The organism is Lacticaseibacillus hegangensis (assembly GCF_003946465.1).
In the GTDB taxonomy this organism is placed as follows: Bacteria; Bacillota; Bacilli; order Lactobacillales; family Lactobacillaceae; genus Lacticaseibacillus; species Lacticaseibacillus hegangensis.
On record NZ_RHOL01000029.1, the window covers coordinates 15,967 to 36,192 of the forward strand.

Below are 20,226 nucleotides of genomic sequence, written 5' to 3' on the forward strand. Positions count from 1 at the left end.
GGTCACTGTAAATTGTGGGACGGGTTTCAGGTCAAACGCTTTCACGAAAAAAGTTGAAAAAATTTTTCAAGCCAGCAAAAAACCGCCTGCAACTGCAGGCGGTTCATTGGTTGAGGCCAGCCGATTACTCGGAGCGCAGCGCGATCGCCGCGTCCTTCTTGGCCGCCATGCGGGCTGGCACATGGCCGCCCAGCAGGGTCAAGACGGTGGAAATGATGACCAGCACGATGGCGTGGACTGGATTGAGCACGGCAACGCCTGCCAAGCCGGTGACATTTTCCAACACCACATTGATTGGGAAGGTCAGCGCCCAAGCGACCACGATGCCGAACAAGCCGGCGCCGATGCCCAGAATGAAGGTCTCGGCGTCAAACACGCGCGTAATGTCCTTCTTCCGCGCGCCCAGGGCCTTGAGCACCCCGATTTCCTTGGTGCGCTCAATGACTGAGGTGTAGGTCAAGATGGCGATCATGATCATGGAAGTGACCAGCGAGATCCCAGCGAAGGCGACCAGTACATACGTGATCGCATCCATCAGGCCACCGGTCATGTCTGAGACGGTGCCGGCCAGGTCGGTGTAAATCACCTTATCAGCTCGCTTGTGGTGCTTGTTCCACTGGTCCAGGTAGCTGAGCACCTTGTCCTTGAGCTTGAAGGTGGTCGGATAAATCTGGATGGAGATGGGCGTGCTGGTGCCGCCCAAAGTCGTCAGCATCCCCGCGCGCGTCGCCTGGTCCATCGGCTGGCCGGTCATGACGTTGGCCTGGCTCGCCTTTTGAGCTGCAACGATCGCCGAGTCCTTGTTGTCATTCAGGACCTGCTTGGTCAAAGCCGAACTGTAAGCGATGCCTGATGACAGCAGCCCATCGGAATTCTTGGACTTCACACGAACAATGCCGCGAATGGTCAGGGTCTTCGTCGACGGCGCCGTTGCGGCACTACTCAAATCCTGGTTAGGCAGGTAGGTCCCGGTCGGCAGCTTCATGTAGTAGTGGTCGTTAGTGACCAGTTTGACCGTGGTGCCGATCAGGTCGTTGTAGTTAAACTTCTGCCCTTCCTTGACCGTGAGACCGAGGTTCTTCAAGGCGTTGATGTTGACGTTATTCTTCTTGTCGACCACCAGCACAATGTCTGTGGCCTTGGTTGGGTAGCGCCCGGCGAGGACCTTGTAATAGGTCTGCAGGAAGGTCTTGCCCGAGCTGGTGCGGCGCACTGGGTAAACCGCGCCGCCGACGCCGGTGGACGCAGCCATCATCGAACCGTAATCCGCACTGCTGCTGTCGGGGTTGGCCGTGGAAAAGCTGACAGCCTTATACTTGCCGTCCACCTGGCGAATCAGGTTCATGCCCGTACCGTAAGAAACGGCAATATTGCGCGCGTCGGCCGTCGGCATTTTGTCCAGGTAGTCCAGGTAGGACTGACTCAGCTTATTGGTGTGCTGGGCCTTGTCCGCCGCACTCTTTTCGGCCGTCACCTGCTTCGACTTAGAAAAAGTCTTGGTGTCCGTGCCGGTCATCAGCGAGTTGGTGTCCGTGCCGGTTTGCGAAATCGTCACCGGCATGGAGGCCATCGCCTCGCTTTGCGTCTTATCGATCTGCTTTTGGAAGCCGTTGGACAAGGCCAGCACCACCGCGATGCCGATGATCCCGATGCTGGAGGCAAAAACCGTCAGGAACGTCCGGCCCTTTTTGGTGCGAATGTTGGTCCAGGACAGCTTGAGCGCGGTCAGGTAGCTCATCTTGGTGCGCTTGAGCTGAAACGCCTCCGCCTTTGCCGCCTCGACGTGCGGGTGCGAATCATGCATGATTTTCCCGTCGGCGAAGTTGATCACGCGGTCGGCGTACTTCTTGGCCAGATCCGGATTATGCGTGACCATGATGACCAGGCGCTCGCGCGATAGGTCCTGGATGAGCTGCATAATCTCCTCAGAGGTCTCCGAGTCCAGTGCCCCCGTTGGCTCATCGGCCAGCAGAATCTCCGGGTCGTTAGCGATGGCGCGGGCGATCGCCACGCGCTGCATCTGACCCCCAGACAGCTGACTGGGCTGCTTGTGCATGTGGTTCTTGAGACCGACCCGGATCAGGGCGTCTTCGGCCCGCTTCTTCTTCTCCGCCGCCGGCACGCCGGACAGGGTCATCCCCATTTCGACGTTTTCCATGATCGACAGGTGGGTGATCAGGTTGTAGGACTGAAAAATAAAGCCGACCGAGTTATTCCGGTAAGCGTCCCAGTCTGAGTCCTTGAAATCCTTGGTCGAGCGGCCCTTGATCAGCAGGTCGCCGGAGTCGTAACGGTCGAGGCCGCCGATGATGTTGAGCATCGTGGTCTTCCCCGAGCCGCTGGGGCCAAGAATGGCAACGAATTCCTGCTTGCGAAACGCGACGGACACGTCATCTTGCGCCTTGGTCAGGGTGTCACCAACGTGGTAGTACTTTTTAATGTGTTTGAGTTCGAGCACAATTTTGCCTCCTAGCCCTTGATGGTTCTAAGCATACGCGTTTGGCAAGGGGTGCGTCACCTTTTTTCGCCGCAGCGTCGATTACCTTCAGATTATTATGACGGTTCGTCACATCTTTGGCGTCCGTCGCAAGCCCGATTCTTTTTAAAAATTGAAAAAGCCGCGCAGGGGGCTGCGCGGCTCGGGGGTTGACAAACGCGGCTTAGGCCGGCTGCATATCGCGGTCTAAATCCTTGTCGTCCTTGCTTGCTTTGGCCTTTTCGGCCGCGATTTCATCGTCCGTCAGCATATCCTTGACCGTCATTTTCACTTCAGTCACATTCATGCCAGTCATTTGCTTCACGTTCTTGACAATTTCGTCGGTGGCCTGGTCAAACACCTTGGGCGCGTCTTCGCCGTAGCGCATCGTCGCGTCCAGTTCCACCTTGACCTTCTGGTTGTCATCCACGTTCACGGCAACGCCAGCTTTCGGGTCGGCATCCTTGCGCAAAAAGTCGGTCATGTCATGGAACATGCCGCCTTCCAGGCGCAGCAAACCGTCCACGTCGCCCGCGGTGATACCGGCGATTTTTTGGATGACCGCATCGTCAAACCGCAACTCCTTCTTTAGTTCTAAGTCGCGGTCTTCATCTGCCATTTCCGGCTTCTTGGCGTCCTGCAGACCCTGATCGCCGTACAGATCCGTCGTGCTTTTATCTAAGCGGTTCAAGTGCTTCTTCATGTCTTCGTTAGTCATCTTGGCCTCCTTTGGCAGCGGCCGAATCAATCGGCCTGTCAACAGTGGTCGGGTAAGGCGTCAAGTCTGGTGCTTCTGCCACTCACTTCTGGTCAAAACATCCGCGACGTGCAAGTTGAGCTCGACCAGCTGCAGGCCGGTCATGCGCAGCGCCGCGGCTTGCACCGCCGTGATCAGCGCCTCGTGCACGGCCTTGGCGTCAGCGTCGAACTCGAGCAACGCCGTCATGTCAACGGCGACCTGGTGCTCGCCCACTTCGGCCTTAATGCCCTTGGTAATTTTCTCATCGCGGCCCAGACTTTCGGCCATTTTGTCAACGACATTGCCGTCCATGGCGAGAATTCCCGGGATCTGCTGCGCGCAGATGCCGGCAATCTTCTCCAGGACGTAAGGTTCAAAGGTCAGTTTGGAGCTGGTCGCCGCCGTGGCGCTGGCAGGCGCGGGCGCAGTTTGCATTGGCAATCACCTCACCTCCCGCCGGCGGTTGACCGCCCCATTTTGGAAAAAGGCCATCAGGTTCGCGCGGCGCGGCCAAAGGTACTTTTCAACGGCCCATCCGCCGGTCGCCATCAGCGCGACAAACAACATTCCCAGAAAACCGAAGCGCAGCCAGGCGAGGGCAATGCCGCCGCCAATCAGCGCGCCTGTCAGGTATTTTGGCATGGCGTCTCCTTTCTCACTACAGCACCCGGGCGGCATTGCCCGGGGCCTTCGTGCCAGGGTGAAGGTTGACCTTGATCTTCTTCACCGGAACGCCAAGCAGCCGCTCAAGCTTGCCTTGCGCGGTCGCCTCAATGCCTTCAACTTGCGTCTTCAAGTTGGTGGGCTCAAGGCTGTACGCATCAATGGTCGCCTGCTTGACCTGCGTCTTGTGCATTGTGGCATCGACAGTGACGCCCTTGACCGGATGTGCGGCGGCGACAGCCTTCGCCACCGCATTTTCGACCGCCTGCTTGGACACAGACAAGTCGCCGCGGTCATTGGCCAGCACCAGCTTAGTCGTCGTTGACGGCCTCAGCACGGCAACCAGCAGCATGATCAAGAACGCGAGGCCGACAAACGCAGCCAGGCCGAACAGGACCCAGTGCGCCGGCTGCCAGTACAGCAAAAGCCAGGTGCGAACCCCGGCGAGCGGCCAGGTCAACGCCATGACGGCTAGCGCCTGGACGAGCCCGATGATGGCCACCAGGCCGAGGCCTGCTTTGGTCAGTGGTCGCATCGTCTTCCCTCCTTCAGCCGCCGCGGTCAGGCGCGGTCACGCTTCTTGCCGAGGGTGCCGATCAGCAGCGAAACGATGAGCACGACCACGATTGCACCGATGATTGCCGGAATCACGGCCATCCCGGCGACATTCGGCCCCCAGTTGCCGAGCAGGCTGCCACCCACCCAGGCCCCAACGAGCCCGCCGATGATATTCCCGATCCACCCACCTGGCAGATCGCGGCCGACGATCATCGAACCGATTGCACCAATCACTGCCCCAATAATGAGGACCCAGATCAGATGTAACATAGTTCCCACTCCCTTCAGTGGATTGTCGAGATGGCCGCACCACTCTGGCACTGCACCATCCGCTGTCAACAATCGAGAGCGGCCGCCCGCGTTGCCTAGGACGAGCGCGGTCGCATTAGCACCGGAAAAGCGGTTCTTCCGGCTCCTCGGGGATACTTTGTGGCAGGGCTCTCCCCTGCCTAATATAAGCGTAACTGAATATATCGGCCTTGCGCAATGAATATGATTATTAAAATAATCAACTATCACTTATATTTGAGGCGATCAGCGCCACGCCAGGTGACTGAGCACGTTCATCCCCAGTGCGACCAGAACCAGCAAACCGGCGACCCAGCCCGCCAGCACATTCAGGCTCACCCAGGTCAAAAGGCCAGCGGGGGCCACAAGCCTCACCAGTCCAGCTGCCGCCAGCAGCAGCACCGCAAACACCGGCAGCCCGCGCATCATCGTGCGCAGATCGGCGCTCGACAGGCTGGCTCCGAAACTCAGGAGCAGCGTGAGCAGCAGCCATGCGCCGACCCACGGCCAGGCCGGCATCATCGTACCCAGCCCGACCAGAGCCAGCGGCTGCCCCGGCCAAAACGCCCGCTTGCCGATGACCAGAACCACCGCACCGAACGTCCACACCGGCGCGCCGCCGGCAAAAAACAACCCCAGGCGCTGCCACAAGGAATGTTTGTTGAAACTGAACGTCACGTGCCCGGCCGCGCGCCGATCTGCGCTTTGGTGCACCGAGAATTCTTGAATCTGAAGACCAAACAGGCGGCCCACCAGCGCGTGCGCCGTTTCGTGAACCCACAGTCCCGGCAACATCTGCCACAACTGTGCGTTCGACTTGCCGGTCACATTGACGATATGCTGAATAGTTCGGGCGTTGATCCAGGATAAAATGATGGCGAAGGCGAGCAGGATCACCAGTGTGCCCCCGACGGTTTGCAGATAGATCACCAGATGACCCCCTTTCGGTTTATTTTGGCCATTGTACCACGCCGGCCAGGCGCCTTTGGCCGAATCCAGTGCCCCCCGGCCAGTTGACAGCAATTCAGCTTTAGCGCAGAATTATCGTATTCGCGCTCTTAGCTCAGCAGGATAGAGCAACTGCCTCCTAAGCAGAAGATCATCGGTTCGATTCCGATAGAGCGCAGCACCGAACTAAAGCGAGACCAGAAATCTAATTTCTGGTCTTTTTTGATGTAATTAAAAAGACCCGCCTGAGCGAGCCCCATTTTGTTATTCACCGTCTTGATACGACGCGGCAACCGAGTCCCACATTTTCTTCATGCGGCGCTTCTTGCTCCAGCCGATCAGGATCATCATGATCGTGTTGTTGGTTTTCTTGATGTCATCGGCATACTCGGCGTTTTCGTGATAGACGACATCGGTCTTGTCGTCCTCTGTGCCGGCCAGATCGTAGCGCGTGTGATAAGTATCACCGCCGGCAATCGTATCGAAGGCGTAAGTTTGATTTTGCACCAGCTTCGAGATTTTGATCCGAATCGTGCCGCGCGCGCCAACCGACTTCTTGTATTCAAAACCCGCCAGCTGGGCAAACGTCAAGTCTTGCCCGGTTTCGTGCTTAATGTCGTACAGCACCGAATCGATCAGTTTTTGATAGAAAAATGACACGGGTGCATCAACAGTACTGGTTACTTTCATTAAAAAGGCCTCCGAATATTCGCGCACATCGCGTTGTCTATACCACTATTATCAGCTAATGGCAGCGCTGACGCAAGGGGGCTAAGGTTTTCGCCGCTTGCCCTTGTTCTTGCGATCCCGCAGCCGATTCTTGTGGTGTTTCTTCCTCACCGGTGCGGCCTTGACCGCTTCAGCCGGCTGGGTGGCAGCCACTGGCGCTACCGCCTGAGCCGGTGCCACCATCGTTGCAGTCCGCGGCGCCTTGGCAAGTTTGGGTGCCGCTGCTTCTTCCTTCGGCGCTTCCGTGGACATTTTGCCGTCGTTCAGGTAGCCGCGCACGATGTCGTACTGCGGCACCAACTTGCGCAAATCGCGCAGGTCGTGGTCGTCGCCCAGCGTCACCACCATCCCCTTGGCGCCCATGCGGCCAGTCCGGCCGGCGCGGTGAATGTAGGCCTCCGCGCGGGTTGGCGTCTGGTAATTGATCACGGCGGGCAGGTGCGGAATGTCAAGCCCGCGCCCGGCCAAGTCCGTGACCAGCAGCAACCTCACCTTGCCCTTGCGAAACGCGTTCAAGGCGTTGGCGCGCGTCGTCGAGCGGTCGGTGCGGTTCAGCACCGCGAATTTGACGCTTTGGTGGCTGAGTGTGCGCGCAACTTTCATCATCACGGCGTTTTGGTTGAAGAACACCAAGGCCTGGAACTTGTCCAGGTGCGCCAGGTGCCGCAGCCAGACCTCGCGATGCGCGTTGTCGGTTTGCACAAAATAATGCATGACCGCGCCTTGGGTGTGGTCGATATCGCGCACGTCAAAGATTTCCACTTCCTGGCCGAACTCTTTGGCCAGGTCCTTGAACAGCGGACTTTCCGTCGCGCTGAAAAAGGTCAGCTGAACGTCTTCCGGCGCGGCCTGGGCCAGCTCGCGGACCTGACTGAGGCCCGGCTCGCGCAGCATTTCATCCGCCTCGTCAATGACGATGGTCTTCAGCGTGGCCAGCTTGAGGCGCCGCGATTCCACGAGCTCCAGCAGCCGCCCAGCCGTGGCAATGATCACCTCGGGCTTCTCCTTGAGCTGTTCGAGCTGGCGCTTCACATTCGCCGAGCCGGTCACCCCGACTAGGTGCAGGCCGGCCGCCTGGGTGTAGGGCCGAAGCACGTCACGGGTCTGAATCGCCAGCTCTTGGGACGGGCTGACCACCAGCAGCTGCAACCCCGCGCCTGGCGTGGTCTGCTCGAGCAGCGGCAGCGCAAAGGCCAGCGTTTTGCCTGAACCGGTCGGGGCCAGCCCAACCAGCGACCGCCCGTCCTTAAGCGGCTGATAAACTTGTTCCTGAATTGGCGTTTCGGCCTTGAAGCCGGAAGCGTCCCACAGGGGTTGAAACATCGAAGCTATTGGCATGTTGTCTCCTATTCCGGGTCTGTCCCGAAGTGAATGTCTGTCGTCGCACGCAAGCGGCCCATCACCGTGTGCACCTGCTTGGCCAGGTTAAACGCTTTGGCACAGGCCGCATGGTCGCCGGTCTCGATGGCGCGGCCAAAGAATTCAGCCTCATAGGCCAAGGGATTGTCGACTTGCGGCTTAGCCAAGTCTTGCACATCGGCGCCAAAGGTGCGCGCGTGGTCGAGCACCCCGGTCGCGCCAAAACTCAGCGTTGTTTTGCCAAAATAGATTTCGCTCGGGGCCTGCGTGATGTAATTTTTCCCGATAAGCAAAGTCACGTTGCCAAAATCATAGGACAGGCTGGCCACCCCGCTGCCGTCGACCCCACTGGACAGCACATTGGGCAGGTAAACCACCTCACTGGGCAGGCCAAACCAGCCAATGGCCGCGTACACGGAGTAAACGCCGAGGTCCATCAGTGCGCCCCCGCCAAAGCGTGGCGAGAAGATGTTAGGATCATCCCCAGCCAGGTAGGCATCGTAACGCGAGGAGTACTTGGCGTTCACCAGCGTCGCGCCGTTCAGCGCGCCCTTGTGATCCTTGACGTAATCGGTGATCACTTGGAAGTTAGGATCGTAGACGTGCCGCGCCGCCTCAAAAACCAGCAAGTCCGGATGCGCGGCCTGCGCCTCTTCCAAAGCGGCCAACTGACTGCGGTCGGTCACCATCGGTTTTTCCACAATGGCGTGCTTGCCGGCATTTAGCGCCTGAATCGCCTGGCCGGCGTGCAGGCCGTTGGGACTGGCAATGTACACGACGTCGATGGCGCTGGCGAAAAACGCGTCTAGGTCCGTGTAAATGGCCGCCTCGTGCGTTTCCGCAATGAAGTGCTGGGCCGTTTCCTCGTGGCGCGAATACACTGCGGCGAGCGTGAACTGCCCCGTTGCCTCGGCCGCCTGCACGAACTGGACCGTGATGCCGTTAGTACCGATAATTCCTAATTTCAAAGTGGTCCCACCTTTCTCATTTTTTAACAGATGCTTTTAAAGATATTGTAACAGACCGATTTGATTCTGATACCTCAGCGTAACAACTGCATGCTATGATGAGGGTATCATAAACGGGGGTCAAGCGATGCCATCATTCGTGCACAATCTCATCAGCGGATTAAAAAACAGTGTGCCGCACCGGCATCACCATCGCGGGCAGACGGCGCCAACGCCCATGGAGACCTTGGCGCAGCAATACACGGGCCGCTATGCCTTTTTGGACGAGCTGACTAACAAGACCCACCAAATCGTCGTGTCGAAGGACCTCGCCATCAAGATTGACGGCCGCGTGCTGCCCGGCACGGTGACCGGCATTTCGACCGACCGGCTGACCTTTCTGGACCACTACGGCTACCAGCTGATCATCACCAGCGGTCCCACTGGTCCAACTAAGGTGTACGACGAGGCCGAGGACACGACCTACAACATCATCACCCCGGCCGCGCCAACCGACTCAGAATAACCACCGCGCATGCGAAAGGCCGTGCACTTCAGATGAAGTGCACGGCCTTTTCTGGTAAGTTAGCTAGTTAAGGCGGCTGAGGGCCGGCTCTGGCACTAAGCCGGGGTCCACGGCCTGCCAGCTGGTGACGCCCTTATTGGCGTTGTAGACCAGCTTGAGGTAAGCGCCGCGCTTCAGGGGCCGCGCCTTGTTGGCGTTAAAGTCGAGCAAGCGGCTGTGCCCGGTTTTGTCGTACCCGGTCAGGCGATACCGGTAATCCGTATAACTGCGGCCCTGATCACTTTTCTCTGTGATCTGCTCGCCGCCCGTCGTGACCTTGGTGTAATACGAAATGCCGCCGTACGACAGCACTGCCACAAGCTTGTAGCCGCCAAATGCCAAGGCGACCACGACGATCAACCCGACCAACAATTTTTTCATCCTGTCTCACCTCACTGCTAGTATCGCTTGCCGGAAGGCGGCCAGCCATCGATTCAGCTAACAGTTTGGTGACGATTTTGTTAGTTCGCCAACTTTTTCAGCGCCGCTTTCGTGCCCAGAAAGGCCACAGCCGAGTAACTGTCGCCGGCGGCCTCCAGCTTGCCGTCCTGCCAAAACGCCGCGCCGGCAAAGCGCGGCCGCCGCGCGCTGATCACCCACCGCCTGGCACTGCTGTCGATGCCCTTAAGGTCGCCAAGCACCGCAGGACTGCCGATGAACACGAGCGGGCGGGTCGTGTAGCGCCGCAGCTCCACGACAAACGCCTGAACCTTGGCTCGCAGCACCGCCGGCTTGGGCGGGTGGCTCGCATAATCGCCGTAGTAGGCGATGTGCAGGCCAATCGGCAGCGTGCCGAAATTTTTGCCGACCTTAGCGGCAAAATAATCCGCCTGGGCCGCCGGATCGCTGTCAAACGAGAAATAGTGATACACGCCGACAGCCAAGCCGCTGCCACTGGCCTGCTGGTAGTTGGTGGCAAAACTGTCGTCAAAAAAGCTCGCCCCTTGCGTGCTTTTCAGGTAGACAAAGGCCAGCCCGGAGCTTTGCAGGGCCTGAAAGTCGGCACTGCCGTCGCTTTGGGACAAGGCGACGCCGCGCACCGGATACTTAGCCACGCCGGTTTTGCGCTGAGTCCACAGCCAGCCGCCCAGGACCAGTGCCAGGATGAGCACCAAGGCCCCCGCCGCCGTCCAAATGCGGCGGCGCTTGATGTAGGTATTTGAGTAGATGGGCCGCTTGCGCCTGCGCCTTGCCATACTGAGGGCTCCTTTCCGCAAATTAACCCTATTATACCGATTTGCTGGCAAGCCGTCAGAATTACTGTAGAATGGAAGGTGTTGATTGTTATTGCACCGGGTCTGATCCTAGTAAAATCAGCCCCAAGACTGATTTTACCTTGGCCAAACAGACTATGATGTGGTCAGTTGCAAGGAGGCAGAGCATGCTAGACGAGCGCTTGATTGGCACGACTTTCACCCTCACCCATGAAGGCAATGGCGAGGTCGTCTTGTTTGGCATTCATTATCACTACTGGCTGCTCGACGCCGCCACCACTGGTGATCTGGTGGTGGTGGCAGAAGCTTCAGCGCTGGGCTTGGGGGTTCGCCTGGCCAAACGGCAACTGCAGTATTAGCACAGCTGAGCGCCGCGCTCGCGGCAATCAAAGGAGGAGTTAACATGTTCGGAATTATCATTTGGGCAATCGTGATCATCGTTGCCATTTTTCTACTGATTATCTTGTTCTCCAGTATGGCCATTATTCATACCGGGGAAGTCGGCATCGTGGAGCGGCTGGGGAAGTACGTCCAGACGCTGCAGCCAGGCTTCCATGTGGTGCCGCCGTTCATCTACCGCATCACCGAGATCGTCAACATGAAGCAGATTCCGCTGAAGGTCGACGAACAAGAAGTCATCACCAAGGATAACGTTGTGGTGCGCATTTCCGAAACCCTGAAGTACCACATCACCGACGTCAACGCCTACGTGTACCAAAACAAGGATTCCGTGCTGTCCATGGTCCAAGATACTCGTGCTAACCTGCGTGGCATCATCGGGAACATGGACCTGAACGATGTCCTGAACGGCACCGAAACGATCAACCAGACCCTGTTCCAGCAGATCGCCACAACGACTGCCGGCTACGGCCTGAACGTGGACCGCGTCAACATCGACTCGATCCAGGTCGACAAGACCATTCAGGAATCCATGAACAAGCTGCTGCGGGCTTCGCGTGAAAAGGAAGCCAACATCATGGAGGCGGAAGGTCTGAAGCAGGCTGCCATCGCTAAAGCCGAAGGGGAAAAGCAATCTGACATTCTCCAAGCCGAAGCCAACAAGCAGACGCAGATTCTGGAAGCGCAAGGTAAAGCCGAGTCTCAGCGCCTGATTGCCGAAGCCGTACGCGACCAGATCAATTCCATCAACGAAGGGCTCAAGAACAACGGCGACTTGTACCTGACGTACAAGAACGTCGAGGCCTTGGAAGCATTGGCCAACGGGTCTTCAAACACCGTGGTCATGCCAAGTACCGCCATCGATTCACTGGGCCAGATCCCAGCCGTTGGCAAGGTCCTGGCCAGCGCCAAGCACGTCGAAAACTAACTGAACGTTCCGCAAAGTGCCGCCATCGCGAGATGCCGGCGCTTTTTTGGTGACCACTGCCACTTGGCCAAGCTAATTATTTGTCTTCCGCCAGGCACCGCGGATAATTACCCGTGGAGGTGAGTAACATGGCTGAATCATTGACAATCGTGATCCCGACTTACCAGCTTGGCACCTACTTTGAGCCGTTGCTGGGCGATTTGACGCACCAAACCGCCGACTTTACCCTGTGGCTGGTGGACGACGGCTCCACCGACGGGACTGCGGAGCGCGGGGCCGCCTTTGTCCGCGGCATCCCCAATTTTCACCACGAGGCGTTTGCCAGGCACCGCGGCGTGTCGGTCGCCCGCAATTTTGGCCTTGCGCGTGCGACGACTAGCGCGGTGGCCTTTATCGACGGTGATGACCGCATCGCGCCGACCTTTGCGGCGGTGATGGCACGCGCAATGACCCCAGGGATTGCCGCCGTGGCAGTTGGCTACCGGTGGTTCCGCGGAGCTCCACCGCGTCAGGCACAGGAAGTGCTGCTGAACCAGCGCGAGATGTTCGACCAAGTCGCCCACCACGGCACTGAAGTCGGCGGCTACGTCTGGAACAAGGCCTTTCGCACGGCCGCGATTCGCGCGGCCAACCTGCAGTTCGACGAAGACCTGCCCATCGCTGAGGACTACCTGTTCACGGCCAGTTTTGTCGCCGCGACGCCCGGCCCTTACGCGTATCTACCAGCGATTTTGTACACCAAGGAGAACCGGCCCAACAGCACAATTCACACGGCCGGCTGGGCGGCCAGGCGCCAGGAAGACGCCGTGTTCGCCCGCATCCGCCAGCTCGGCCGTACTCTGGGCTAAAAAGGCGGCGCCAGCACAAAGCTGACGCCGCCTTTGACGGTCTTGGATCAGGGCAGGTCGTTGCCTGCCGCAAAGTACACGTCGTACCACTCCTGGCGTGTTAACGTCACGTCGGAGCCGGCGGCCGAGTCCTTGATGTGCACCGGATTCATGGTGCCCAAAATGACCTGGAACGGCACCGGCATGCGCAGAATCCAAGCCACCGCGATGCCATTTTTCGAGACATGGTACTTGGCCGCCAGCTCAGCGAGCTTGGCGTTCAGCTCCGGGAACTTGGCGTTGTCGATGTAGACCCCGGCAAACATCCCGTACTGGAATGGCGACCAGGCCTGCAGGGTAACGTGCTTGCGCCGCGAAAAGGCCAGCAGCCCGCCGTCGCGATTGACCGAGCGCGGATCTTCCATGTTCACATGCATCCCGGCGTTGACCATGCCGGTGTGCATGACAGAGAACTGAACCTGGTTAATCAGGAGCGGCTGGCTGACATTTTCCTGCAGAAATGCGAACTGCTGCGGGTCAAAGTTGGACACCCCGAAGTGCCGCACCTTGCCGGCCTGCTGCAGCTCGTCAAAGGCCGCGGCGACCTCGTCTGGTTCCATCAAGGGATCCGGCCGGTGCAGCAGGAAGGCATCCAGGTAGTCGATGCCCATCCGGGAGAGCTCGCCGTCCACAGCATCGATCAGGTGCTGCTTGGAGAAATCGTAGCGCTTGCCGAACACCAGGCTGCCGTGCGAACGTGCCGGGTCGACAATGATGCCGCCCTTGGACTGAATGAACAGCTGGTCGCGCCGGAGGCCAGACTGTTTGAGTGCTTCGCCGAAGACCTTTTCAGACGCCCCCTGCCCGTAGATATCGGCCGAATCAATGAAGTTGATGCCAGCGTCCACCGCCGCGTTCAGACTCGTGGCGGCCTCAGCTGGGGACAACGCGTCCATGCGCATGATACCCAGCGCGACGTTTGACGCCGTCCAGTTCGTGTTACCAAGCTTTACCGTTTTCATGTCACAATCACCTCACCTCGGTTTAACCACAGTGCCCTGCCGCCGTCAAGCCGGGTTCTGGTACAATAGCCTAAACGAGGTGACATCATGGCAAAAATTCAACTGGCCGGCGGGATGCAGATCGACGCCCGCAGCCGGCACTCGCAAGTCAAAATGCTTTCGGCCCTGCAGCGGCTGCACGACCAAGGCGTCCCTTTTTCCAGTCTCAAGGTTGGTGAGTTTTGCCGCCTGGCCGGGGTGTCGCGCGCCACGTTTTACCGCCACCACCAGGATCTCAAGGACATTTTGGCCGTCGAGCTGCTCAAACAAATCGGCGCCTTCGAACACCGCGTTGATCAAAGCACCATCAAGGACTTTCAAAGCGGCTCCGCGCTGATCGTGTCCGCGCTGCTGGAAGCGCGGCCGCTGTGGCAGCTGATCATCTGGGCGAGCGCGGCAGACCGGGCGCAGGACCTGATGATCGGCGCCGTGCAGCGGGTGCTGATCACGCGCGACTACCCGGCGCAAGACCGCACGTTCATCAGCGGCTGGCTGGGTGCGGCACTGCTGCGGTTTGCCCTGCAGACGGCGACCACCGAGCCTGCACTGCCGCAGCCCAAGGCGCTTAGTCTTTACCGCATGCTGATCCCGGACCTGCCGCCGATTGTCGACTGACTGCCGCGAGCTAGCGCGATCAAAAATACCTCCGCCAAGTTAGCAGCTAGCTAACTTGGCGGAGGTATTGTCGATTTTTAGATTAGGCGAACTCGATAACCTGAGATGCCGGGTAACGAGCGGACTTCATCTCGTCCTTGCCGTTCTTGGCCGGCTTGCCCAGCGCAACGGCCATGACTGGCACATAGCGCTCCGGGTCGAGACCGAAGACCTTGGCCGCCTTGGTGGTGTCATAGCCGCCAATGGGGTTGGACTCATAGCCGTGCGCCCGGGCGATCAGCATCAGCTGCGTGGCGGCAATCGTGCTGTCAACCGTTGAGTCGTTGACCAGCATGGACTTAGGCGCCTTTTCGTACAGCGGCAAGAAGGTGTTGAGCACCTCATCACGCTTTTCCGGGGTGATGCGGCCATCTTCGCAGGCCTTGTTCCACAAGTCGCGGTAGGCCTTGAAGGCCAAGGTATCGCCGAAGATCTGGATCATGGCGCTGCATGAATCCAGTTGCGGCTTGTTAAACTTCATGAAGTAGGACCGAAGCTTGTCCTTGCCAGCCTCGTCGTCGACGATCACAAAGTGCCAGGCCTGCAGGTTGCAGGCGGAAGGCGCTGTGATTGCTTCAGAAATCATCTGCTGAAGCTCTTCGCGAGGAATCTTGACACTCGGATCAAAGTCCCGCACTGATTCGCGGTGCAACAACACGTCACCAAAATCATTATTCACAAAAGCCATAAACGCTCATCCTTTCTGTTCATGAATTCGCTTACATCCTTATTGTAAGCAATGCATTCGCATTAAAGAATGTTCAATCGCTACCGTATGTTAGACATCTGACAAATTACCGATTTTGTTCGCCTTTTCGAGTACTTGGACAATGAGCTGATCCATCGTCTCGTGCAGCTGCTGCCGCAGCGCTGCCGGCGACTCTGGCAGACCGGCCTTTAGCCAGCGCACGAGCACACTGACAAATCCGCCCACAAAAAACTCGGCGACAAACTGCTGAGTCGCGGGACTCACCGTCAGCTGCCGCGCCGTGATCACGGCCTGAATGTAGCCATTCAGGATTTTCAGCATCGACGTACAGAAAATCGCCTGAATCTGCTCCAACGTGATATTTGCGTAGAAGTTGGCGTACAAATCAGCATTGTTAGCCAAATAAACCAGCAGCTGGTAAACGTCTTCCTCCCAGTGGGTGTAATCCGAATCCTTCTGCAACAAGCTCAGCGCCTCGTCGGCAAAGGTCCATTGCAAGAGCCCGAACAGATCATCAAAATGATAATAAAAAGTCGGCCGCGCCATGCCGGTGGCAGTGAGCAGCTGTTGCACCGTGATGTCTTCAAACGGCCGGGTGCGCAGTGCCGCCTTTAACGCCGCCGAAAAGCGCCGCTTCGTGGCTAGCGAGATTGCTTCATTTTTCATTGTGTCTTCCCCCACGCCTTTAGAGCTGTTTCACCATGTCGAACCACACTTCACCAGCATGAGTTGAAGCCGACTGACCATCGCTGACAAACCCATTGCGCGTGTAAAACGGCACGAGTTTGGCCAGGCAGGTCAGCGTAAGCCCGCGGCGGTGTTGCCGTTTGCCCAGGTCAGACAGGGCCGCCAGCAGCGCGGACCCAATGCCTTGGCCATGTACTTCTGGGGCCACCGCCAGGCTTAGGATGGCCAGGTAAGGCGCCGTCTTTGAATTGGGCTGCGCGATTTCAAACAAGTCGTCCGTTAAGTGACGCCGCTGAATCGCTGGGCCGACCACATAACCGACCAAGCGGCCGGCCTGATGCGCCGTGATGAAAGTTTCCGGGTAGGCGGCAATGCGCGCCGCCATGCTGGCCTGACTGGCCGCCTCTGCAGGCGTGAAGCCGGCGTGTTCAATTGCCATGATGGCAGGCAGGTCCGCAGGCCGGGCCGGCTGAAAAGTTATGCTCATGACCGAGCCTCCAGCACGTATTTTTCGACCGCCGCGGCCACCCCGTCGTGGTCATTATCGCGCGTCACATGAGTGGCCGCCTGCTTCACCGCGTCAATGCCGTTGGCCATGCCGATCGCGCACCCGGCCCACTTCAGCATTGGCAAGTCGTTGGCCTCATCGCCGCACGCCATCACCTCGGCAGCTGCCAGTCCCAGCCGCTTTGCCAGCGCCGAGAGTCCGCTCCCCTTATTTGCCTTGGGATTCATGACCTCCAGGAAAAATGGCGTCGACCGCACCACGTAGTATGCGTCGCCAAAGGCCGCCCGGGCGCTTGGTTCGATCGCGTCAAGCACCGCCTTGGGCGCCGTCAGCATGCCCTTCACGTAACGAAAATCTGCCGGGACCTGGGCCGGCGTCAGGCGCGTGATACCCACCTGGCTGTCGTACGCCTGTCGCACCGCGTAGAAGCTGATATTATCGTCCGGTGTGATGACGGCACCTTGGGCGTCTCGCAAGTTATAGGTCAGCTGATGGGCCTTGGCGAACTGATCCAGTGCAGCAAAGTCGCGGCGGCCCAGGTCAAAGTTGCTGAACTGCTCGCCGGCAAGCGACAACGTCACCGCCCCGTTGAAGGTGATGGCGTACTCATCGGGTCCGCTCAGCCCCAGCTGATCCAGCAGCGGCTGGACTGCCTGCACCGGCCGCCCGGTGCACAGCACCACCTTGATGCCTTGCGCATGGGCACGTTTCAGCACGTCAGTCGTGTGCACGGTCAGCTGCCTGTGGGAATTCAGTAAGGTGTCATCAATATCCGTCGCGATCAGTTTGATTGTCATAGCGGTCCCCTTTGGTTAAACATGGGTCAATTATATCGCAGTTTCCAATTAGCCAGCAGCCAAGAAAAAGCCGCCTGCGCGCTGCAGGCGACTCATTGCGGCCTTAAAGAATCGACACATTGCCCTCGTTTAAGTCAACATGCGGCAGGTACGCGGTTTGATTGTAGACATCCACGTAATACTGATTGCCCACCACGCCCACCAGTGAGGTGGAGAGGTTCTTCAGCCCCAGTAAATGGTCATTGCCGGTCAAGTGGCGCATCCCCAGCTGGGCAATGCCGCCGTGGGTGACGATCAAGGCGTTCGCATCAGCCGGCAGAACCGCGGCAATGGTCTTGAGCGCCTGTGCAAACCGTTCACCTGCCGCGTTGAAGTCCTCGACCCCCAGTGCGGTCAAACCCGGATCGTTTTCGCGCCGGGACAGCTTCTGAAACAAAGCCAGGTGATCGTGGACTAATTCGGCCCGCTTTTTGCCTTCCCACTGGCCAAACCCGATCTCGGTCAAACCGGCCACTGGCTGCAGCTTCAGACCGGCATTGTGCGGCATGCGCGTCAGGATCAGCCTGCCGGAGGTCACCGCTCGCGGCAGCGGACTGGTGTAAGCGGCCGCAAAGCGGTACTGGTCCAGGTAGGCGGCCAGCTTCTCGTACGGGGTCAAATCATCCTGCAACACTGGACTATCACCGCTTGCGCCTTGCAACCGCTTTTCGACGTTCCACTGCGTCCGGCCGTGGCGGACGATGAACAGTCGCTTCATTACAGCTGACCCACGGTGTCGCCGCGCAGCCCGCGCCGCAGCGTTTCAAGCGCAGTGACTTCATTGCTGGCGATGTTGCCAAGGTTAATCCCAACACCGAACTGGCGGATCAGCGCGACCTGCTGGCTCTTCAGCGGCGCCTCAAAAATCAGCTGGTCGGTGCCCCCTTTGGCTAATTCTTGCAGCTCGTCTTCGATGATGTTCCCCTCTGCGTCGTAAATACCGATGTTCTTGCCGGCCTCGCGCGCCTCAATGATGACGTAGTTGGCACCGCTTTGCAGGTCAGCTTGGATCTGCATCAGCCGTTCGTGGATGGACAGCTCATGATCCAGCGTCGGATCTTTTTTGCCCACCTCGGAAATGACAAAAAGGCCGGCGTCTTTGGCCTGCTGAATCACCTGCTTGCGCGTGCTGCCCGCGATTGTGGTTGAGCCGTCACTGACTTCGACGCCGCCAAACCCTAGCGCCTGCGTCTCCTTCAAGAAGTCGTTAAATTGCCCGTTCATCAACGCGACTTCCAGCAGGGTGCCACCGGGGTATGGAATCACACCGGCCGCTTGGTACTTGGCCGTCTTCTGCTGAATCAGCTCACGGTCCATCGTGGCCGCTGTGCCCCAGCCGAACTTGGCGTAATCCAGGTAATCACCGGCCGTCGCCAGCAGATCCTCGGTTTCGTTCAGCCCGAGTCCCTTGTCCAGCATCATTGTCTTGCCGCGCGGGGTCGTGGTTTTTGGTGTGTTCTTCAAAAATGCGTAGGCCTTCATTGATCAAATTGCCTCCAAGTTTTAATGACTCCTATTTTACCAGTTTACTGAAAACAATATGTGACAATCGTGTGAAACTTCTCATGCAAAAAGGCCGCCCGCCGGCAGCCTTCCTGTGATTTTAATTGAATTAACGGGTCAGCGCCGTGACACTTTCAATGCTGGTCGTCTGGGGAAACATGTCGACCGGCTGGGTCTGCGCCGCGTGGTAGCCAAACGCCTCAAGTGCCTTGATATCGCGGGCCAGTGTCGCCGGGTTGCAGGACACATACACGAGCTTGGGCGGCAGCAGCACACCCACCGCGGCGATAAATTCCTTGGCCAGCCCCTTGCGCGGCGGGTCCACCATCAACACGTCGACTGGTAGTTCTTCTTGTTGCCACTGCTGCATGGCGTCTTCGGCCTTGCCAACAGTGAAGGTCACATTGGTGATGCCGTTGAGCTTCGCGTTATCGCGCGCGTCACCCACGGCCTCGGGCACGATTTCCACGCCGTAAACCTGCTTCGCGTGCTTGGCCATGGCCAAGGAAATCGTCCCGATACCAGAATACGCATCGATCACGGTTTCCTTGCCGGTCAGACCGGCCGCCTCGATGGCCTGTGAATACAGAACCTCGGTTTGCAGCGGGTTGACCTGGTAGAAGGACAGCGGCGAAATGTGGAAGGTATTGCCCAGCAGCTGGTCGGTCAGATAAGAATGTCCCGCCAAAAGCCGTGTCTTCTTGCCCAGAATCACGTTGGTGCGCTTGTCGTTGAGGTTCAGCATGATGCTGGACACTTCCGGCAGGGCGGCCTGGATGCCGGCAACGATGTCGTCTTGGTGCGGCACCGCCCAAGACGTGACCACCAGCACGATCATCATGTCCTTGGAGTAATAACCGCGGCGCACCATGATGTGCCGAACCAGTCCAGAGTTGGCCTGCTCATCGTACCCGGTCAAGTGGTATTTGCGCAGCAGATCGCGCACCACGATCACCGCGGCGTCAATCTTCGGGTCTTGAATGTAAAAGTCCTCCAGCGGCACCAGCTCGTGGCTGCGGCGCTTGAAAAAGCCGGTGGTCGCCTGGCCATTAATCTGGCGCACCGGGATCTGGGCTTTGTTGCGATACCCGGTTGGGTTGTCCATACCAAGCGTGGGCCGGACCGGAATGTGGAGGCCCTGCTTTTTAAACAACTCCTGGATCTGATGCTGCTTAAATTTCAGCTGGGCCGGGTACGCCAGGTGCTGCAGCGGCGCGATGCCGGTTTGCGTGTAGGTATGATCCACGGCCAGGACCCGGTCTGGTGAGGTCTGTTCAAGCTTCTTGAGCTTGGCAAAGCCGTACTGCTTCTCCGTCTTGAGCACGTGCACCAGCGCTTTTTCGCCTGGCAGCGTGTCTTCGATGAACAGCGGATAGCCATCGATCTTGGCCACCCCCATGCCTTGGTACGTCAGATCTTCAATTTCAACTTCAAGTTCTTGGTTCTTGACCACTGGGGTTTTCGCCACCATGGGCCTCCTTTCGCCGCAGCGCGGCAACGCGAAAAATGACTCCACTCACTGTACCAGACCGGCCGGCAACTCACAAGCCGATCGAGTAGGAGGTAGCCGATTAATTCGGCTACCGACCTCTCACACCACCGTACGTACGGTTCCGTATACGGCGGTT

25 protein-coding genes and 1 tRNA gene are annotated in these 20,226 nt (G+C 58.4%); 6 read left to right on the forward strand and 20 right to left on the reverse strand.

The genetic code is table 11. The features are described from left to right. Positions 1 to 124 precede the first annotated feature (124 nt). The 7 genes from EKM86_RS09355 to EKM86_RS09385 all read right to left on the reverse strand — a co-directional run bounded on the left by EKM86_RS09355 (position 125) and on the right by EKM86_RS09385 (position 5,747). Entirely contained in the window at positions 125 to 2,458 is a 2,334-nt protein-coding gene (locus tag EKM86_RS09355) for an ABC transporter ATP-binding protein/permease (protein ID WP_125757311.1), read from the reverse strand. A 202-nt stretch (positions 2,459 to 2,660) separates the two neighbouring features. Beyond that, positions 2,661 to 3,095 carry an Asp23/Gls24 family envelope stress response protein gene (locus EKM86_RS09360; RefSeq protein WP_125757354.1) on the reverse strand — a complete coding sequence of 145 codons (435 nt, stop codon included), beginning with the start codon at positions 3,093 to 3,095 and terminating at the stop codon, positions 2,661 to 2,663. Between the two features lie 159 nt (positions 3,096 to 3,254). Next, positions 3,255 to 3,650: an Asp23/Gls24 family envelope stress response protein gene (locus EKM86_RS09365; protein WP_125757356.1), complete on the reverse strand. Its 396-nt coding sequence runs from the start codon at positions 3,648 to 3,650 to the stop codon at positions 3,255 to 3,257. 6 nt (positions 3,651 to 3,656) lie between these two features. After that, positions 3,657 to 3,857, reverse strand: coding sequence for a hypothetical protein (locus EKM86_RS09370; protein ID WP_125757313.1), 201 nt, complete (start codon positions 3,855 to 3,857; stop codon positions 3,657 to 3,659). 16 nt (positions 3,858 to 3,873) lie between these two features. After that, positions 3,874 to 4,413 carry an alkaline shock response membrane anchor protein AmaP gene (gene amaP / locus EKM86_RS09375; protein WP_125757315.1) on the reverse strand — a complete coding sequence of 180 codons (540 nt, stop codon included), beginning with the start codon at positions 4,411 to 4,413 and terminating at the stop codon, positions 3,874 to 3,876. A 26-nt stretch (positions 4,414 to 4,439) separates the two neighbouring features. Further along, complete coding sequence (locus EKM86_RS09380) at positions 4,440 to 4,706, reverse strand: GlsB/YeaQ/YmgE family stress response membrane protein (protein WP_125757317.1); 267 nt, start codon at positions 4,704 to 4,706, stop codon at positions 4,440 to 4,442. Between the two features lie 264 nt (positions 4,707 to 4,970). After that, positions 4,971 to 5,747 carry a hypothetical protein gene (locus EKM86_RS09385; protein ID WP_125757319.1) on the reverse strand — a complete coding sequence of 259 codons (777 nt, stop codon included), beginning with the start codon at positions 5,745 to 5,747 and terminating at the stop codon, positions 4,971 to 4,973. 29 nt (positions 5,748 to 5,776) lie between these two features. Here EKM86_RS09385 and EKM86_RS09390 point away from each other — a divergent pair. Then, positions 5,777 to 5,850: transfer RNA gene (locus EKM86_RS09390), tRNA-Arg, on the forward strand. Between the two features lie 86 nt (positions 5,851 to 5,936). On the opposite strand, the gene EKM86_RS09395 is transcribed toward EKM86_RS09390, so the two are convergent. The 3 genes from EKM86_RS09395 to EKM86_RS09405 form a co-directional block, all read right to left on the reverse strand. Then, a complete protein-coding gene (locus EKM86_RS09395; RefSeq protein ID WP_125757321.1) occupies positions 5,937 to 6,362 on the reverse strand; it encodes a DUF3284 domain-containing protein in 426 nt (141 codons plus the stop codon). 81 nt (positions 6,363 to 6,443) lie between these two features. Further along, positions 6,444 to 7,739 (reverse strand): DEAD/DEAH box helicase, encoded by a 1,296-nt coding sequence (locus tag EKM86_RS09400; RefSeq protein ID WP_125757323.1) that lies wholly within the window; start codon positions 7,737 to 7,739, stop codon positions 6,444 to 6,446. Between the two features lie 8 nt (positions 7,740 to 7,747). Then, positions 7,748 to 8,728 carry a Gfo/Idh/MocA family protein gene (locus EKM86_RS09405; protein ID WP_125757325.1) on the reverse strand — a complete coding sequence of 327 codons (981 nt, stop codon included), beginning with the start codon at positions 8,726 to 8,728 and terminating at the stop codon, positions 7,748 to 7,750. 127 nt (positions 8,729 to 8,855) lie between these two features. Between EKM86_RS09405 and EKM86_RS09410 the strand changes: the two genes are divergently transcribed. Continuing rightward, a complete protein-coding gene (locus EKM86_RS09410) occupies positions 8,856 to 9,233 on the forward strand; it encodes a DUF4828 domain-containing protein (RefSeq protein WP_225419396.1) in 378 nt (125 codons plus the stop codon). Positions 9,234 to 9,296: 63 nt separating this feature from the next. On the opposite strand, the gene EKM86_RS09415 is transcribed toward EKM86_RS09410, so the two are convergent. Beyond that, positions 9,297 to 9,653 (reverse strand): YxeA family protein, encoded by a 357-nt coding sequence (locus EKM86_RS09415; RefSeq protein WP_125757327.1) that lies wholly within the window; start codon positions 9,651 to 9,653, stop codon positions 9,297 to 9,299. A gap of 80 nt (positions 9,654 to 9,733) precedes the next feature. Further along, complete coding sequence (locus EKM86_RS09420) at positions 9,734 to 10,468, reverse strand: GH25 family lysozyme (RefSeq protein ID WP_125757329.1); 735 nt, start codon at positions 10,466 to 10,468, stop codon at positions 9,734 to 9,736. A 185-nt stretch (positions 10,469 to 10,653) separates the two neighbouring features. Here EKM86_RS09420 and EKM86_RS09425 point away from each other — a divergent pair, with 185 nt between their 5' ends. The 3 genes from EKM86_RS09425 to EKM86_RS09435 all read left to right on the forward strand — a co-directional run bounded on the left by EKM86_RS09425 (position 10,654) and on the right by EKM86_RS09435 (position 12,661). Then, complete coding sequence (locus EKM86_RS09425; protein WP_125757331.1) at positions 10,654 to 10,845, forward strand: hypothetical protein; 192 nt, start codon at positions 10,654 to 10,656, stop codon at positions 10,843 to 10,845. Positions 10,846 to 10,889: 44 nt separating this feature from the next. After that, on the forward strand, positions 10,890 to 11,813 hold the full coding sequence (locus EKM86_RS09430) for an SPFH domain-containing protein (protein ID WP_056989310.1): 924 nt from the start codon (positions 10,890 to 10,892) through the stop codon (positions 11,811 to 11,813). Positions 11,814 to 11,932: 119 nt separating this feature from the next. Beyond that, positions 11,933 to 12,661 (forward strand): glycosyltransferase family 2 protein, encoded by a 729-nt coding sequence (locus EKM86_RS09435; protein ID WP_125757333.1) that lies wholly within the window; start codon positions 11,933 to 11,935, stop codon positions 12,659 to 12,661. Positions 12,662 to 12,708: 47 nt separating this feature from the next. Here the strand turns inward: EKM86_RS09435 and EKM86_RS09440 are convergent, their stop codons facing one another. Next, positions 12,709 to 13,662, reverse strand: a complete 954-nt coding sequence (locus EKM86_RS09440; protein WP_125757335.1) for an aldo/keto reductase — start codon at positions 13,660 to 13,662, stop codon at positions 12,709 to 12,711. Positions 13,663 to 13,749: 87 nt separating this feature from the next. On the opposite strand from EKM86_RS09440, the gene EKM86_RS09445 reads away from it, so the two are divergent. Continuing rightward, on the forward strand, positions 13,750 to 14,316 hold the full coding sequence (locus tag EKM86_RS09445) for a hypothetical protein (protein ID WP_125757338.1): 567 nt from the start codon (positions 13,750 to 13,752) through the stop codon (positions 14,314 to 14,316). An 82-nt stretch (positions 14,317 to 14,398) separates the two neighbouring features. Here the strand turns inward: EKM86_RS09445 and EKM86_RS09450 are convergent, their stop codons facing one another. The 7 genes from EKM86_RS09450 to rlmD all read right to left on the reverse strand — a co-directional run bounded on the left by EKM86_RS09450 (position 14,399) and on the right by rlmD (position 20,066). Further along, a complete protein-coding gene (locus EKM86_RS09450; protein ID WP_125757340.1) occupies positions 14,399 to 15,043 on the reverse strand; it encodes a nitroreductase family protein in 645 nt (214 codons plus the stop codon). Positions 15,044 to 15,133: 90 nt separating this feature from the next. Beyond that, positions 15,134 to 15,730 (reverse strand): TetR/AcrR family transcriptional regulator C-terminal domain-containing protein, encoded by a 597-nt coding sequence (locus EKM86_RS09455; RefSeq protein WP_125757342.1) that lies wholly within the window; start codon positions 15,728 to 15,730, stop codon positions 15,134 to 15,136. A 19-nt stretch (positions 15,731 to 15,749) separates the two neighbouring features. Then, complete coding sequence (locus EKM86_RS09460; RefSeq protein WP_125757344.1) at positions 15,750 to 16,238, reverse strand: GNAT family N-acetyltransferase; 489 nt, start codon at positions 16,236 to 16,238, stop codon at positions 15,750 to 15,752. Continuing rightward, a complete protein-coding gene (locus tag EKM86_RS09465; protein ID WP_125757346.1) occupies positions 16,235 to 17,056 on the reverse strand; it encodes a Cof-type HAD-IIB family hydrolase in 822 nt (273 codons plus the stop codon). Before EKM86_RS09465 ends, EKM86_RS09460 begins: the two co-directional genes overlap by 4 nt. A gap of 103 nt (positions 17,057 to 17,159) precedes the next feature. Next, positions 17,160 to 17,813 (reverse strand): histidine phosphatase family protein, encoded by a 654-nt coding sequence (locus EKM86_RS09470; protein WP_125757348.1) that lies wholly within the window; start codon positions 17,811 to 17,813, stop codon positions 17,160 to 17,162. Next, positions 17,813 to 18,577 (reverse strand): phosphosulfolactate synthase, encoded by a 765-nt coding sequence (locus EKM86_RS09475; RefSeq protein WP_125757350.1) that lies wholly within the window; start codon positions 18,575 to 18,577, stop codon positions 17,813 to 17,815. The genes EKM86_RS09470 and EKM86_RS09475 overlap by 1 nt, the downstream gene beginning before the upstream one ends. Before the next feature lie 130 nt (positions 18,578 to 18,707). Beyond that, complete coding sequence (gene rlmD / locus EKM86_RS09480; RefSeq protein ID WP_164506238.1) at positions 18,708 to 20,066, reverse strand: 23S rRNA (uracil(1939)-C(5))-methyltransferase RlmD; 1,359 nt, start codon at positions 20,064 to 20,066, stop codon at positions 18,708 to 18,710. Between the last annotated feature and the right edge of the window lie 160 nt (positions 20,067 to 20,226).

Bases quoted from the DNA above. Each gene is read 5' to 3' on its own strand.
- EKM86_RS09445 (WP_125757338.1), top strand. From the start codon at position 13,750: ATGGCAAAAATTCAACTGGCCGGCGGGATGCAGATCGACGCCCGCAGC.
- EKM86_RS09465 (WP_125757346.1), bottom strand. From the start codon at position 17,056: ATGACAATCAAACTGATCGCGACGGATATTGATGACACCTTACTGAAT.
- EKM86_RS09400 (WP_125757323.1), bottom strand. From the start codon at position 7,739: ATGCCAATAGCTTCGATGTTTCAACCCCTGTGGGACGCTTCCGGCTTC.
- EKM86_RS09420 (WP_125757329.1), bottom strand. From the start codon at position 10,468: ATGGCAAGGCGCAGGCGCAAGCGGCCCATCTACTCAAATACCTACATC.
- EKM86_RS09455 (WP_125757342.1), bottom strand. From the start codon at position 15,730: ATGAAAAATGAAGCAATCTCGCTAGCCACGAAGCGGCGCTTTTCGGCG.
- amaP (WP_125757315.1), bottom strand. From the start codon at position 4,413: ATGCGACCACTGACCAAAGCAGGCCTCGGCCTGGTGGCCATCATCGGG.
- EKM86_RS09425 (WP_125757331.1), top strand. From the start codon at position 10,654: ATGCTAGACGAGCGCTTGATTGGCACGACTTTCACCCTCACCCATGAA.
- EKM86_RS09395 (WP_125757321.1), bottom strand. From the start codon at position 6,362: ATGAAAGTAACCAGTACTGTTGATGCACCCGTGTCATTTTTCTATCAA.
- EKM86_RS09450 (WP_125757340.1), bottom strand. From the start codon at position 15,043: ATGGCTTTTGTGAATAATGATTTTGGTGACGTGTTGTTGCACCGCGAA.
- EKM86_RS09475 (WP_125757350.1), bottom strand. From the start codon at position 18,577: ATGAAGGCCTACGCATTTTTGAAGAACACACCAAAAACCACGACCCCG.
- EKM86_RS09440 (WP_125757335.1), bottom strand. From the start codon at position 13,662: ATGAAAACGGTAAAGCTTGGTAACACGAACTGGACGGCGTCAAACGTC.
- EKM86_RS09380 (WP_125757317.1), bottom strand. From the start codon at position 4,706: ATGTTACATCTGATCTGGGTCCTCATTATTGGGGCAGTGATTGGTGCA.
- EKM86_RS09470 (WP_125757348.1), bottom strand. From the start codon at position 17,813: ATGAAGCGACTGTTCATCGTCCGCCACGGCCGGACGCAGTGGAACGTC.
- EKM86_RS09430 (WP_056989310.1), top strand. From the start codon at position 10,890: ATGTTCGGAATTATCATTTGGGCAATCGTGATCATCGTTGCCATTTTT.
- EKM86_RS09360 (WP_125757354.1), bottom strand. From the start codon at position 3,095: ATGGCAGATGAAGACCGCGACTTAGAACTAAAGAAGGAGTTGCGGTTT.
- EKM86_RS09415 (WP_125757327.1), bottom strand. From the start codon at position 9,653: ATGAAAAAATTGTTGGTCGGGTTGATCGTCGTGGTCGCCTTGGCATTT.
- EKM86_RS09370 (WP_125757313.1), bottom strand. From the start codon at position 3,857: ATGCCAAAATACCTGACAGGCGCGCTGATTGGCGGCGGCATTGCCCTC.
- EKM86_RS09460 (WP_125757344.1), bottom strand. From the start codon at position 16,238: ATGAGCATAACTTTTCAGCCGGCCCGGCCTGCGGACCTGCCTGCCATC.
- EKM86_RS09365 (WP_125757356.1), bottom strand. From the start codon at position 3,650: ATGCAAACTGCGCCCGCGCCTGCCAGCGCCACGGCGGCGACCAGCTCC.
- EKM86_RS09410 (WP_225419396.1), top strand. From the start codon at position 8,856: ATGCCATCATTCGTGCACAATCTCATCAGCGGATTAAAAAACAGTGTG.